At 57.3% G+C, this 13865-nt stretch carries 13 protein-coding genes; 2 read left to right on the plus strand and 11 right to left on the minus strand.

What is annotated here, in order from left to right; all coding sequences use genetic code 11:
• Positions 1-13 precede the first annotated feature (13 nt).
• Together N909_RS0114060 and N909_RS0114065 are read right to left on the minus strand one after the other, a co-directional pair.
• Complete coding sequence (locus N909_RS0114060; RefSeq protein ID WP_029916189.1) at positions 14-1546, minus strand: ABC transporter ATP-binding protein; 1533 nt, start codon at positions 1544-1546, stop codon at positions 14-16.
• A gap of 69 nt (positions 1547-1615) precedes the next feature.
• A complete protein-coding gene (locus N909_RS0114065) occupies positions 1616-2614 on the minus strand; it encodes a BMP family protein (protein WP_425415854.1) in 999 nt (332 codons plus the stop codon).
• Positions 2615-3305: 691 nt separating this feature from the next.
• Here N909_RS0114065 and N909_RS0114075 point away from each other — a divergent pair.
• Both N909_RS0114075 and N909_RS0114080 read left to right on the plus strand, forming a co-directional pair.
• Positions 3306-4244: a sugar kinase gene (locus N909_RS0114075; RefSeq protein WP_029916198.1), complete on the plus strand. Its 939-nt coding sequence runs from the start codon at positions 3306-3308 to the stop codon at positions 4242-4244.
• Between the two features lie 24 nt (positions 4245-4268).
• Entirely contained in the window at positions 4269-5096 is an 828-nt protein-coding gene (locus N909_RS0114080; RefSeq protein WP_029916200.1) for a nitroreductase family protein, read from the plus strand.
• Between the two features lie 385 nt (positions 5097-5481).
• Here the strand turns inward: N909_RS0114080 and sthA are convergent, their stop codons facing one another.
• The 9 genes from sthA to N909_RS0114125 form a co-directional block, all read right to left on the minus strand.
• Complete coding sequence (gene sthA, locus N909_RS0114085) at positions 5482-6888, minus strand: Si-specific NAD(P)(+) transhydrogenase (RefSeq protein WP_029916202.1); 1407 nt, start codon at positions 6886-6888, stop codon at positions 5482-5484.
• 76 nt (positions 6889-6964) lie between these two features.
• On the minus strand, positions 6965-7474 hold the full coding sequence (gene def, locus N909_RS0114090; protein WP_029916204.1) for a peptide deformylase: 510 nt from the start codon (positions 7472-7474) through the stop codon (positions 6965-6967).
• Positions 7475-8014, minus strand: a complete 540-nt coding sequence (locus N909_RS0114095; RefSeq protein WP_029916206.1) for a glycine cleavage system transcriptional repressor — start codon at positions 8012-8014, stop codon at positions 7475-7477.
• A gap of 103 nt (positions 8015-8117) precedes the next feature.
• Positions 8118-9032 carry a protoheme IX farnesyltransferase gene (locus N909_RS24720; RefSeq protein WP_051689773.1) on the minus strand — a complete coding sequence of 305 codons (915 nt, stop codon included), beginning with the start codon at positions 9030-9032 and terminating at the stop codon, positions 8118-8120.
• A gap of 12 nt (positions 9033-9044) precedes the next feature.
• Positions 9045-10256, minus strand: coding sequence for a cytochrome c oxidase subunit II (gene coxB, locus N909_RS0114105; protein WP_029916208.1), 1212 nt, complete (start codon positions 10254-10256; stop codon positions 9045-9047).
• Positions 10257-10265: 9 nt separating this feature from the next.
• Positions 10266-10562: a cytochrome C oxidase subunit IV family protein gene (locus N909_RS0114110; RefSeq protein ID WP_029916209.1), complete on the minus strand. Its 297-nt coding sequence runs from the start codon at positions 10560-10562 to the stop codon at positions 10266-10268.
• Positions 10563-10570: 8 nt separating this feature from the next.
• A complete protein-coding gene (locus N909_RS0114115; RefSeq protein WP_029916210.1) occupies positions 10571-11170 on the minus strand; it encodes a cytochrome c oxidase subunit 3 family protein in 600 nt (199 codons plus the stop codon).
• Complete coding sequence (locus tag N909_RS0114120) at positions 11160-12785, minus strand: cytochrome c oxidase subunit I (RefSeq protein ID WP_029916212.1); 1626 nt, start codon at positions 12783-12785, stop codon at positions 11160-11162. Before N909_RS0114120 ends, N909_RS0114115 begins: the two co-directional genes overlap by 11 nt.
• Positions 12782-13549, minus strand: a complete 768-nt coding sequence (locus tag N909_RS0114125; protein WP_155005943.1) for an SCO family protein — start codon at positions 13547-13549, stop codon at positions 12782-12784. Before N909_RS0114125 ends, N909_RS0114120 begins: the two co-directional genes overlap by 4 nt.
• Positions 13550-13865: the final 316 nt, after the last annotated feature.

A 13865-nucleotide genomic window follows, 5' to 3' on the forward strand; every position in this document is an offset into this window, starting at 1 on the left:
AAATGGTGGCCCTTCAGGCGGCCTGAGCCGCCGAATCAAGCAACTGTCCGCTCATGCGCAGACCGAGTTCCTGCAACGACAGCGCAGCGGTCGGCAGCGCCTGACTCAAATGGCCGTGATAAAGCACCTGGATCCGGTCGCTGAGCTGCAGCAGTTCATCGAGGTCTTCGGAGATCAGCAGGACCCCGGCGCCACGTTGGCGGGCGGCGAGGAGCTGGTCGTGAACGTAGGCCGCGGCGCCCACATCAAGTCCCCAGGTCGGCTGTTGAGCGAGAATGATATTCGGCTGCTGGGCCAGCACCCGGGCCAGAATGAGTTTCTGCATGTTGCCGCCCGACAGCTGCCGGACCGGCGCGTGCAGGCCCTGGCAACGCACGTCGAAAGAACGGATCAATTCAGCGGAACGCTCCCGCATCCGACTGAACCGGCGCAGGCCAAAACGGGCAAACGCAGGGTCGCGGTAATGTTCGGCACAGAGGTTTTCGTTGATGGTCATATCGCCGATCAGCCCGGTGCCGTTACGATCTTCGACAATCCGGCCGATTCCCTGGCTGATCATCACCGCCGGCGTCGGCTTGAGGTCTGGATTGTCCTGGCAGCTGATCCGTCCTTCGTCCTGCATGATCAGGCCGCAGAGCAGCTCGGCGAGCTGCCCCTGGCCGTTGCCGGAAACCCCGGCAATGCCGAGGATTTCACTCTGCCGCAGCTCCAGGTTGATGGCGTCGAGGAGCCGCTTGTCGTCAGGCCCGTTCACCGTCACCGCGCTGAACCGCAGCAATGGCATGCCGGGTTCCAGTTCGGTTCGTTTGGGCTTGGGGATGGTGCGGCCGACCATGGCTTCGGCCAGCTCTTCGCGGCTGGTTTGCGCCGTGGTCACCTCTTTGACCACTTTGCCGTGGCGCAATACCGTGACCCGGTCGCTGATCGCCATCACTTCACGCAGTTTGTGGGAGATGAAAATAATCGCCAGGCCGCGCTCAATGAGCTTGCGCAGCGTCGCGAACAGGCTGTCCACTTCCGGCGGGGTCAGGACGGCGGTCGGTTCGTCCATGATCAGGATGCGGGTATCGCGATAGAGGGCCTTGAGGATCTCGACCCGTTGTCGCTCGCCAACGGACAGCTTGCGAACTTTTGCGTGAGGATCGACGGCCAGCCCGTATTCCGCGGCCAGACTACGGATTTTGGCTTCCGCCGGGCGGGTTTTCGAGCGACCCCGCCAGAGTGACTCCGTGCCCAGAATAATATTGTCGAGGACGGTCAGATTGTCGGCCAGCGTAAAATGCTGATGAACCATCCCCACACCTGCGGCGATGGCGGCGCGCGGCTTGCCGGCCGGAAGTTCCTTGCCGAACACGCTGACGCTGCCCTGGTCGGCCTGATAATGGCCGAAGAGGATATTCATCAGCGTGGTCTTGCCGGCGCCGTTCTCCCCGAGCAGGGCCAGAACTTCCCCTGGATACAGGGTCAGGCTGATCGCGTCGTTGGCCAGCAGTGTCCCGAAGCTTTTACTGATCCGGTTGAGGTGCAGGGCAGGTTGATCTGCCATGAAAGGGCTCCCGTTGTCTGCCTGTGTTTAAAAACGAGGGGCAGGGCAGGGCCTGCCCCTCGGACTGCATCAGAAGGTTGATTTCGGTTCGGTATCGTTGATTTTGATAACCAGCGCACCGGAGAGAATGTCGGCCTTGGCTTTTTCGACCTCGGCTTTGGCTGCGGCGGGGATCTTATCGGCAAACTCATAGTAGGGCGAAAGACTTGCCCCGCCTTTGCCCATCATGGTCCACTCCCGGTAATCTTCGGCCTTGAAAGCTCCGCTTTTTACCAGTTCGATGGCGTGCTTAATGGCGGAATCCATGTGCCAGAGGGCCGAAGCGACCACGACATCCTTACCGTTTTCCTCTTTGTTCATGTCATTGACGTTGCCGAAGGCGATAATCCCTTTCTGACGGGCGGCGTCAACCACCCCGGCGCGTTCGGCGTAGAGCACATCCACCCCGGCTTCGATCTGGGCAAAGGCGAATTCTTTGGCTTTCGGCGGATCATACCAGGAGCCGATGAAGGAAACTTTGAACTGAACTGTCGGATTGACCGCCTGGGCTCCGGCCATGAAGGCGTTGAACAGGCGGTTGACTTCACCAATGGGGTAGCCGCCGACCATCCCGATCTTGCCGGTTTTGGTCATGCTGCCGGCAATGATTCCCATCAGGTAGCAGGGTTCGTGGATATAGTTGTCAAAGACCGCGAAGTTGGAGCCGTCCGGCCCGAAGGAGTCACCCATCAAAAAGGCGACGTTCGGGTAATCCTTGGCAACCTTGCGCGCTTCGCGGGAAATCCCGAAAGCTTCCCCGACGATCAGTTGGACGCCGCTTTCGGCATATTCGCGGAGCACGCGGATATAGTCGGTATTGGCGACCTTCTCAGAATAAACATAATCAATGATTCCATCCTGTTGGGCTTTCTGCAGGGCCTTGTGCAGGACGGCATCCCATTTCTGCTGGATCGGCTGGGTATAGATCCCGGCGACCTTGATCTTTTCAGCGCAAGCGACCGACGCAAATGCGGTCAGACAGGCCAGGACCAGCAGGGTGCGGGCCATTATTCCAAGGTTCTTTTTCATCATCGTAGAGTCTCCTGAGTGAGGGATAGATTTAATACAGAATCCGCACAGAATTAGCAAGAAACCTACCAGTTTTTTTTCAAATCGTTGTCCCGGTAAAGAATTCAGCAATAAGCGCCTGAATGGTTTGAGCAGTGGAAAACAGCCTGTTTTTTCAGGCTGATGGGCCATTGCTGAAAGTTCTGACTGGTGTGCCAGGATGGGTGATCGGACGGACTGGTCGGGTTTGGCGGCTGAGGGCCTCTGCGCAACAAAATATTGTGCCCTGTTTTTGGGCAGGAGGGAATTTTTCTGCCCAAATTGTCAGCAATTATCTCCGCACCGGGCGACGCCAAAAACCGGTTTTTGGAATTCTTCGGAGCCCGGAAAATTGTCCCTGTAAATGGAGAAAAAATTCCGAAAACGGGGAGATAGGTTCTTTTTGTGGGGAGTCTCCAGCGTTTTTGCTTTTTACGTTGACAGGTTATTTTCTCTTCGCTTAGAACGGTATTCGTGGGGTTCGGCCCGAGCAGGAAGCCAACCGAACCCGATTTTCCGTGCTCCTTTTTCAGGCACTCCCCAAGACCTCGTGGCAATCGGCTGTGAACCAGGCCGAAACGGCTCTGGCTGTGCTGACCGCCGCATTGATCCTGATCGGTTGACCTCAAGGGACCGCACCTTTCCGCGAGTTTTCAGTCAAAGGTTTCCGCACATGAAGAGAGTTTGTCGAATTGCCCTGTTGGGCGAATGTATGATTGAGTTGCGGGGCCAGCTGTTCGGTACCATGCAGCAGGCGTTTGGCGGTGATACCCTGAATACGGCGGTCTATCTGTCCCGGCTCTGTCGGCACCGGGGAGTGCAGGTCTCCTATGCCACCGACCTGGGTATCGACCCCTTCAGCGAGGCGATGATCAGGGCCTGGGAAGGCGAAGGGATCGACACCGGACTGATTCGGCGTCAAGAGGGGCTGATGCCCGGGCTGTACACGATTCAGGTCGATGAAACCGGTGAACGGACCTTTTACTACTGGCGGGACATGAGTGCCGCCAAAGCCTATTTCAGGGGGGTGACCAGCCCCCTCGAAGAGCAGCTGGCGGATATTGACGCCCTCTATTTCAGCGGCATCAGCCTGGCGATTTTCGATGCGGCAGCCCGGGACCGACTGTTCAAAATAGTCACGACGTTGCGCGAACGGGGTGGCAAGGTTATCTTCGACAACAATTACCGGACCCGGATGTGGCCGGTGACGGTCGAGGCACGGGCATGGTATGCGCACGCCTATGAAATGGCCGATATCGCCATGATTACCCTGGATGACGAAATGGCGCTGTTCGGCATCAGTGAGGAGGAACGGGCGTTGGAGCGGGTTTTCAACCTGCCCACTCCGGAAGTAGTGGTCAAACGCGGTGCGCTGCCGGCCATCATTCGTCTGTCTGGTCAGGCGCCTGCTTTTGTGCCGGCCTGTCAGGTGGCAAAAGTTGTCGACACCACCGCCGCCGGGGATTCCTTTGCCGCCGGCTACCTGGCCGCCCGCCTGACCGGCAGTTCGGCCGAACTGGCCGCGCACAGCGGCGCCTGCCTGGCGGCTGCGGTGATCCAGCATCCGGGGGCGATCATCCCCCTGTCCGCCATGCCGGACAACCTGTTCTGAACCGATTCAACCAGAGAGGATCTCATGCTTCAGTTGACGATTGATAACAACCTTTGTACGCGCTGTGGTTCCTGTGCCCAGGACTGCCCGGCCAAAATCATTTCCTTAACCAGCGGTCTGCCCGCCATTGCCCCGGCTGATGAAGGCAAGTGCATCCGCTGTCAACACTGCCTGGCGGTTTGCCCGACTGCGGCACTCTCCATCTTTGGCCATCAGCCCGTGACCGGCCGGCCGTTGGCGGAAACCTGGCCGGCACCGCAACAGTTGGAGGCGTTGATCAAAGGGCGGCGCTCGGTGCGGCAGTATCGGGATGAAAATCTGGAACCGGCCTTGCTGGAGCAGCTGCTTGAGGTTGCCTGGCATGCGCCGACCGGGGTCAACCGGCAGAGTCTGCAATTCCATGTCATTGACGACAAGGATGCCCTGGCCGTATTTCGCAACGAGGTCTACGCCGAGTTGGGGAAAGTCCTGGCGGCCGGGCAACTGCCCGAGCGGCTGGCCCATTTCGGCACCATTGCCCGGCGCTGGCAGGAGGACGGCAGCGATATCCTGTTTCGCGGCGCTCCGCACCTGCTGGCTGTTTCCAGCGGGCCGGACAGCATCTGTCCCGAAGCGGACGGGTTTATCGCCCTGTCCTACTTTGAGCTGTATGCCCAAAGCCAGGGGGTCGGTGCGGTCTGGGACGGGATGATGAAATGGCTGCTTGAAGCGATCGCTCCGGGTTTGCAGCAGCGGCTCGGCATCCCGGCTGACCACAAGCTCGGCTATGTGATGGTGTTCGGCAAACCGGCCGTGCAGTATCAGCGACCGATACAGCGGGGTCCGGCTCGGGTCAGCCGCTTTCAGCCTTGAGCGGGTGGCTGTTGGCGAAAAAGTCCGTTCTGGAGCTTTTTCAAGCTCGATGGAGAAAAATGCGCTTTTCCCAACTCACAAAATCAATGAGTGAGCTAGCTTGCCATCAATTTTGATAGTCTATCCGTGGGCTCTGTCGGTTTTTTTCAATAGTCTGCTCGATGACTTATTGGCCGGGCTGCCTCGAATGGCGCTCATTTAAGAGTAGATGGCAGCAAAACCGGGACTGTCCCCGCACGGGGGCTGTCCCAGGTCTTTGCGGTGCTAATCGGTATAGTTTCATGGCTCGCAAACTCTTGGGACAGCCCCCGATGACCCTGGGGACAGTCCCGAGTTTACTGCGAAGTTGCTTAAAGGAACGCCATTCGAAGCGGCCCGATGCGTTTTACAGGCGATTGAAGCCGTTTAGCGCCGCGACCCGGTAGGCTTCGGCCATGGTTGGATAGTTGAAGGTGGTGTTGATGAAATACTTCAGCGTGTTGTATGGCTTGGGTTGGGCCATGATCGCCTGACCGATGTGAAGGATTTCGGCGGCATTGTGGCCGAAGCAGTGGATGCCGAGGATCTCCAGGGTCTCGCGATGAAAGAGCAGCTTGAGCACTCCGGCCTTGTGACCGGTGATCTGTCCCCTGGCCAGATGGCGAAAGAAGGAGTGGCCGACTTCATAGGGGACCCGTCGCTCGGTCAGCTCCTGCTCGGTACCACCGATGCAGCTGATTTCCGGGGTGGTGTAAATGCCGGTGGGAATGTCCCTGATCAGCTGCGCTTCGCATTTGCCTTCGGCGATGTGGGTGCCGGCAAACCGGCCCTGGTCGTAAGCCGCACTGGCCAGATTGGGGAAGCCGACGATATCGCCGACGGCGTAAATGTGCGGCAGCGCAGTCTGGTAGGCTTCGTTGACGGTGACATTGCCGCGGTGGTTGACCGCAATGCCCAATTCCTCCAGCCCCAGGCCGGCTGAATTGCCGGTTCGCCCGTTGGCCCACAGCAGCATGTCCGACTTGATGATTTTGCCGGTCTTCAGATGCAGCACCACCCCGTCGGCATTGGTTTCGACCCGCTCGTATTCCTCGTCCTGACGGATGACGATCCCCTGGATGTCGCGCATATGATAACTGAGGGCGTTGCTGATCTCTTCGTCCAGGTATTCCAGCAGGCGTTTGCGGGTATTGACCAGGTTGACCTTGATGCCGAGGTTTTTAAAGGCCGAGGCATATTCGCTGCCGACCACTCCGGCGCCGTAGACGGTCATGGTGCCGGGTAGTTCCTGCATGTTGAGGATGGTGTCACTGTCGACCACTCGCTGGCCGTCGAAGGGGACATCGTCCGGGCGATACGGGTGGGAGCCGGTGGCAATGACGAAATAATCCGCACTCAGCAGCTGGCAGCTGCCCTGGGCATTGGTGACGATCAGGGTGTGGGGATCCTTGAACGCGGCTTCGCCTTCGATCACTTCGATGTCGTTGCGTTCGTAAAAGCCCTGCCGGTCCTCGACCTGTTGATTGACCACCGCGTCCACCGCGGCCATGATGTCCCGGCATTCGACTTTGCCCGGGCAGTGGAGTCTACCGAACAGCTGGTTGTTTTTTCTTTCGGTATACTGCTGGACAACATGGATCAGCGCCTTGCTGGGGATGGTTCCCAAGTGGGTGCAACCCCCGCCGACCAGCGGATAGCGTTCAATGACAGCAACGGCTTTCCCCGCCTTGGCCAGTTTGATGGCCGCACCTTCTCCGCCGGGGCCGCTGCCGATCACAATGACATCAAAGTGGCTGTTCTGTCCGTTTGCCATGCTCGAAACCCTTTAGATCAGATGTGAATGGACGTTTTTTTCACTCATCTCGCTTCCGGTTGCCGGCGATTCTCAGCTATTTGCGCTGCTTTCTCCTGAACAGATCGGTTTTTAAACTGGAAACCCGGTCCAGGAACAGGTAGCCGTCAAGGTGGTCGAGTTCGTGCTGAACCGCCACTGCTTCAAATCCTTCGCAACGGATGACCTGCCGATGGCGATTTTCATTGGTAAACTGGACAACGATCGTTTCCGCCCGGTCGACGTTGCCGGTGTAGTCGGGAACCGACATACAGCCTTCCCGCACGATCTGATGTCCCTCGCGCTGAATGATTTCGGGGTTGACCATCTGCATCAGGCCATGATTTTCCTGCTTCTGGCCAAGCTTGCTGTGGGACACGTCCACCACTACGGCGCGGCGCAGTTCGCCGATCTGAGAGGCGGCAACGCCGACGGAATGCCCGGCGGCAACCATGGTATCAACCAGGTCTTCCAGCAGGAGGGAAACGGAATCGTCAAATTCAGTAATCGGTGCGCAGACTTCCTTGAGCCGTGGATCGGGGTAGACCAGAACTTCCTTGACCGCCATTTACAGCTCCATTGTCACCAGCGAACGAACCGAGATATCGACCTGGAGTTTCTGTTTAAGGGTTTTCATCCAGCTTTCCAGTTCCTGCAGCTCGATTCCTTCCGGGAGCAGGGCCTCGAGCATCATCACATAGACCGGATTTTGCTCATCGCCGATCAGTTTGGTATTCAGGTCGGTGATATTGATGCCGTGGTCGCCCAGTTCCTTGGCGACCTGGAAAACAATGCCCGGTTTGTCCGAACCGTACACCGAGATCATGCAGCTTTCACCATGCAGATCGGGCCGGATCTCGCCGCCCGGTTTGAGGGTGCGAATAAAAACCGACAGGTTGTTGTCCTCCAGGGGAGCAAAGGCCGCGCTGAAATCCTCGCCCGCCTGCATATCGGGGCTGGAGATGATCAGGATCATGGAAAACTGTCCGCCGAGGATGGAACAGCTGGAATCCGCGATATTGAAACCCAGCTGGTAAAGGATCTCGGTGACCTGGGAAACGATCCCGGGGCGATCCCGGCCGATAATCGTCAAAGCAAAATAAGGCATATCTCCTCCTGTGCAAAAAGCTGAAGCGCTGTCAGCAACGCTTATTCTTTTTAGTTTACCGAAAGAGTGCCTGATCTGATACCGGTTTGCAAGGGGAAGACGCTTATCCGCTGAAGAATCTGTCCAGAATCAGGACCGTGAGCAGGAGGGCCATGGAGATATTGGTCAAGTGAAAGGCGCGTTGCACCGAGCCGGTTCGGCTGATGCGGCGCTGCTCTCCCAGCATGAGCACCAGGAGCAGACCGAGCCCGCCCAGAAACAGGGTGGAGAGGGTGGCGTGGCGGATGAAGCCAAACAGGGGAAACAACAGGTAACAGAGAAACAGGGCTGCGAGCCAGCAATTGTTGATTTTCAGCAAGCGCTGCGTGGCAATGGTTTTGAACAGGTCGGGCAGGCCACTGCGCCGCAGATCGTCACGGTAACGACAGAGCAGCAGCCAGGTGTGGGGAATTTGCCAGACAAACAAGGTGCCGGCGAGAATCAGCGGTTTTTGGCTGAACAGTTCCCCGCCGGCCGCGGTCCAGCCGATCAGCGGCGGCAAAGCCCCGCAGACCGCGCCGGGAATGGCGGCGAACGGAGTGATCCGCTTGAGCGGGGTGTAGATGGCGTTGTACCAGATGACCGCCAGGATCCCCAGTAACAGCGGCAGACTGCCGGCCAGGGCATTAAGCAGCAGCGCACCGCTGCTGATGGTCAGCGCCGCCAGCAGTAATGCGCCGGCCGGAGTCAGGGTGCCGGTGGGCAAGGGGCGGTTGCGGGTGCGCAGCATGGTGACATCCAGATCCTGCTCCTGCCACTGGTTGAGGGCCGAGCAGCCTCCGGCCAGCAGGCCGACTCCGCCGACCACCAGCAGGATCTGGTGTCCCCAGAGGCCATCGCCAAACAGATACCCGGCCAGTGCCGAGAGGGCCACCATCGCCGACAGCTCAATCCGAAACAGCAGCCTGAGGGTTTTGAACCCGGTCTGGATGGTTGCGCTCGAAACTGATCGCGGTCGGTTGATGATCGAATTCGGCACGCTGCCTCCCCGCTACTGTTTCAACAGGTAATTGACGATGGCATCAATCTCTTCCGGGCTGAGATTGTCGGCCGCCGGCATCATCGGTGAAAAGCCTTTGACGATATCTGCATTCGGCTTGAGCAGGGAGCGGCGCAGATAATCGGCATCAACCGTGATGGTAATCTCCTTGCCGTCGCTTTCCACGGTCACTTGCCGACCGCCCAGACCCTTGAAAGTGGGCGCGATGCTTTCACTGCCATCAGTGGAGTGACAACCGAGACAGCCGTTTTCTTTGATCAGCGTTGCGCCGTCGGGGCCTGCCTTTGCCGCAGTGGCTTTGCCGAGCAGGTAGTCGACCACGGCTTGCAGATCCGCGTCATTGATGGTGCTCTGGTCATAGGCCGGCATCATCGGCTGGAACCCTTCGACGATCTCCGCATTCGGCTCACGGATGGACCGTTTCAGGTAGTCCGCATCAATTTTGATTTCGATACTTTTCCCGTCTTTTTCCACTTCCTGCTCTTTGCCGGCCAGTTGGTACAGGCTCGGTCCGACCCCGTCGCTGCCGTCAAGACTGTGACAGCCGATGCAACCCTGCTCATTCAACACCGTCAGGCCACGCGGCTCTTGGTCCGCTTGCTGCGGTTTAGCCCAATCGGCATATTCCGCGGCCGGCAGGACTTCAATGGTGGTCAGCATGGCAGCGTGGCCAACCCCGCAATATTCGGCACATTGAACATCATAACTGCCCGGTTCCGTCGCCTTGAACCAGACATAGGTTTCCATGCCCGGGACACAATCCTTTTTGATCCGAAACGCCGGCGCAAAAAAGCTATGAATGACATCGGCCGAATGGAGCAGCACCTTGACCGGCTTGTCGACCGGAACATAAAGCTTATCGGTCTTGCGACCGTCCGGGTATTCGAACTGCCATGACCACATGCGCGCCGTGGCCTTGACTTCCATGGCATTGTCAGGGACCTGGGTCAGACCGATGTAATTGGTCCAGCCGTACCAGAACATGGTCATGACGATGATAATCGGTAAAACCGTCCAGACGGTTTCCAGAATCCAGCTGCCGTGGGCATCGGAGGTTGGCTCAGGATATTTCGAACGCCGGTACTTGATGACGAAATAGATGGTCACCAGGGTAATCCCCAGCAGCAGCAGCAGGGAAAAACCGAAGATATAGATCAGCGTATTATCGACAGCCTGGGCAGTGGGGTTATTCAGCTGGTTCACAGATCTCTCCTAGCGATAAAGGATATCGGTAAAAGTCAGGCCGACAAAAATAGCCAGAATCACAAGCATGACCAGCAGGCCGATCTTGAACAGGCGGGTTTCCTGTTTCAGATGCATGAAAATAAAAATGACCAGGCTCGATTTGATGGACGCAATGAACAGCGCGGCCCAGACATGCAGAGCGCCGAGATGGATCCTGGAGATCGCCACGGTGGCCAGGGTCAGGGCCAGCAGGGCCACCCACACCAGAATGAAGGTCCGGTTGGGAACCGGTTCATGTTTATGCTCATGTTCATGTGCAGACATGGCTCACCTCACAGAATCAGATAATAAAGCGGGAACAGGAAGATCCAGACCAGGTCGACCAGGTGCCAGTACAGGGCGCTGTTCTCCAGCAGGGTATAGCGCTCAGCAGTGACTTTCCCTTTCGCGACCATGATGGAAACAATACTGATCAGCGTTCCCCCGATCAGGACATGCAGACCGTGCAGACCAGCCGTAAAATAATACAGATTGAAAAAGGTTGTAACGCCCGGCCCCATCTCCGCCAGATGCTCGGAGCCGGGATAAATCCCGTGACCGATCTCTGCCGACCATTCGAAATATTTATTGATCAGGAACACCAGGGCCAGGGCAATGGTCATGGCGCTGAGCAGCAGGGTCCGCTTGATCTGATTGCGCTGGATGGCGGTGATGGCTAAGGCTATGGTCAGACTGCTGGTGAGCAGAACCAGGGTGTTTACGGTACCGAAATAAATATTCAGTTTGTGGCTGGCTTCGGCAAACTGAACCGGGAACTTCGCCAGCGACACCGCGTAGAGGATGAACAGCCCGCTGAACAGAATGACTTCGGTGTACAGGAACAGCCACATGCCGAAGCGGGCACCGGTATCGTCGCGGTGTTCAATACTCATCGGCTACAACTCCTTTGAATTCATACGGACCGCGGGTGACGACCGGATCGTCCGGGCCGAAGTTGTCCATGGGCGGCGGGGAAGGAACAGTCCATTCCAGAGTTGCTGCACCCCAGGGGTTTTTGCCGACGACTGGCCCTTTTCTCATCCCCTGCCAGAGGTTGACGAACATCATGATCAGGCCGATGGCCAGCACCCAGGAGCCGATGGTGGAGACCAGGTTGAGCGGGAAAAACTCGGGCAGATAGTCATAGTAGCGGCGGGGCATTCCCTGAATGCCGACCGCCTGCATGGCCATGTAGGTGACATTGAAGCCGACAAACAGCAGTGCCCAGGCAATCACGGCGATCTTGTGGTTGTACATGCGGCCGGTAAATTTCGGTAGCCAGTAATGCAGCGCGGCAAAGAAGGCGAAGCCCAGGCCGCCGAACATGGTGTAGTGAAAATGGCCGACCACAAAGGTGGTGTCGGTCAGATGGATATCGCTGGCCGCGGCACCAAGGGCCAAACCGCCCAAACCGCCGATGGAGAAGTTGAAGATAAAGGAGAGGGCATAGAGCATGGGCGGTGCCAGTTCGATGGAACCCTTGTAGAGGGTCGACACCCAGTTGAAGACCTTGATGGCGCTGGGGATGGCGACAATAAAGGTCAGGAAGGAGAAAACCAGGATCGCAAAGTCGCTCATGCCGCTGGCGTACATGTGATGAGCCCAGACCAGGGAGCCGGCAAAGGCAATGGCCAGGGACGAGAAGGCCATGGCCCAGTAACCGAACAGGGGCTTGCGGGCAAACACCGGGATGACCTCGGAAATCACCCCCATCCCCGGCAGGATCATAATGTAAACCGCCGGGTGGGAGTAGATCCAGAACAGGTGTTGGAACATGATCGGGTCCCCGCCGCGGGCGGCGTCGAACAGTCCGGCGCCGAAGGTTCGTTCCAGGATCACCAGCACCAGGGTGATGCCGAGCATCGGTGTGGCCAAGACCTGGATCCAGGCCGTGGCATAAAGGGTCCAGACGAACATCGGCAGGCGGCCCCAGGTCATCCCTTTGGCGCGGAGTCGATGAATGGTGGTAACGAAGTTGATCCCGGTCAGGATGGACGAGAACCCGAGCATGAATGCCGCAAACGCGGCGAGGCTGACGTTGGTATTGGTGTGGGTGCTGAAGGGGACATAGAAGGTCCAGCCGGTGTCCGGGGCGCCGGTACCGGTAAAGATGGAAAACAGCGCGAGCACCGCGCCGATCACGTAACAGTACCAGGAAATCAGGTTCACTTTCGGGAAGGAGACATCCCGGGCGCCGATCTGGATCGGCAGCACCAGGTTGCCGAAGGCAGCCGGCACGCTTGGGATGATAAACATGAAAATCATGATAATCCCGTGAACCGTGAAGGTGGCGTTGTAGGTCTGCGGTCCCATGATGGTCGGCCCCGGCGCAATCAGTTCCAGGCGGATGGCGATCCCCAGGCAGGCGCCGACAATAAACATGGTGGTGATACAGCACAAATACATGATGCCGATTCGTTTATGGTCGGTCGACAACAGCCAGCCAAGGATTCCCGGTCTTGGACTTTCACTGTAAAATCCGTTATAGGTCAGGGTCGATTGTGTCATTTTTTCTTCTTTCTCCCGCCGAGGATAAGAAAAAGCAAAAAGCTGCCTAAGGTTAACAGGATGACCGTGGCGCTGACGCGCATCAGATTGAAGACATATTTACGCCCTTCCGGATCGTAACTGAAACAGAACTGCAGGGCTTTTTGCAGCGGCTTGCCGATGCGCCCTTCGCTGGCTTCGAGGATGGCCATGGACAGGTCGATGGCGGAAAAGCGTTGACCGATCAGGTAGCGAATGATAGTACCGTCGGCCGAAACCACCACCGCTGCAACCGGGTGGAGGAAGTCGTCTTTTTCCTTCATGAAATAATAGCCGAGGCTGTCGGTCAGTTTGAGAATGTTCTCCTGCTTGCCGGTGAGAAACCGCCAGGCCTGCGGTGGAAAGGTGGGAGACTGCATGGCAGTCAGAAAGGTTTTTTTACTATGGGCCGCCATGGCCGGGGTTTCGCTGGGATCGAAGCTGAAGGCAATGACATTATAGTCTTTAGCGGGGGTGAGTTTGACATCGGGCAGTACTGCCGACAGACCGCCGAGCATGACATTGCAGACGTTGCGACAATTGAAGTAGACCGGCACCAGCACGGTTGGTTGGTTGATCAGCTGCTTCAATTGCAGCTGGGAACCGTCGGAATCGGTGAATTCCAGATCAAGGGGGATTTTTTTTCCCAACTGTTCCAGTAATTCGACTTTGCCGTCGGCTGCTGAACAGATATTCGTCAGGGACAAGGCTATCAGGAAGGCGGAGATTAGTACTCTGAACGACACAGGATCCCTCTCAGCACGAAAATTTAATTAGTTGTCATCCGGAAACGGCCCTTTTCCGCCGTGGCGGGGTCAATCTGCGGGCTTATTTGTGCGGCGTAAAGAATTACGCCTCCGCATAAGCCCTTGATGTCCTTGCCACAACGAAAAATTGCTCGTTTCCAATCTGAAAACTTAGTTCGTTGGCATCCAGAGTTTTCGGATGCCAACGAATTAATTGTCATGGACGAATATAAACGGCGTTCCCAGTCTACCCAATCTGGAAAAATTTGTAAATCTGATGGCAAAAAAAGAAAATGCGGTTGGCAGCAGTCGGATC

The sequence above is a fragment of the Pelobacter seleniigenes DSM 18267 genome (assembly GCF_000711225.1).
Taxonomy (GTDB): Bacteria; Desulfobacterota; Desulfuromonadia; order Desulfuromonadales; family Geopsychrobacteraceae; genus Seleniibacterium; species Seleniibacterium seleniigenes.

Coding starts and splice junctions, on each gene's coding strand:
- N909_RS0114060 (WP_029916189.1), bottom strand. CDS start 1,546: ATGGCAGATCAACCTGCCCTGCACCTCAACCGGATCAGTAAAAGCTTC.
- N909_RS0114065 (WP_425415854.1), bottom strand. CDS start 2,614: ATGAAAAAGAACCTTGGAATAATGGCCCGCACCCTGCTGGTCCTGGCC.
- N909_RS0114075 (WP_029916198.1), top strand. CDS start 3,306: ATGAAGAGAGTTTGTCGAATTGCCCTGTTGGGCGAATGTATGATTGAG.
- N909_RS0114080 (WP_029916200.1), top strand. CDS start 4,269: ATGCTTCAGTTGACGATTGATAACAACCTTTGTACGCGCTGTGGTTCC.
- sthA (WP_029916202.1), bottom strand. CDS start 6,888: ATGGCAAACGGACAGAACAGCCACTTTGATGTCATTGTGATCGGCAGC.
- def (WP_029916204.1), bottom strand. CDS start 7,474: ATGGCGGTCAAGGAAGTTCTGGTCTACCCCGATCCACGGCTCAAGGAA.
- N909_RS0114095 (WP_029916206.1), bottom strand. CDS start 8,014: ATGCCTTATTTTGCTTTGACGATTATCGGCCGGGATCGCCCCGGGATC.
- N909_RS0114110 (WP_029916209.1), bottom strand. CDS start 10,562: ATGTCTGCACATGAACATGAGCATAAACATGAACCGGTTCCCAACCGG.
- N909_RS0114115 (WP_029916210.1), bottom strand. CDS start 11,170: ATGAGTATTGAACACCGCGACGATACCGGTGCCCGCTTCGGCATGTGG.
- N909_RS0114120 (WP_029916212.1), bottom strand. CDS start 12,785: ATGACACAATCGACCCTGACCTATAACGGATTTTACAGTGAAAGTCCA.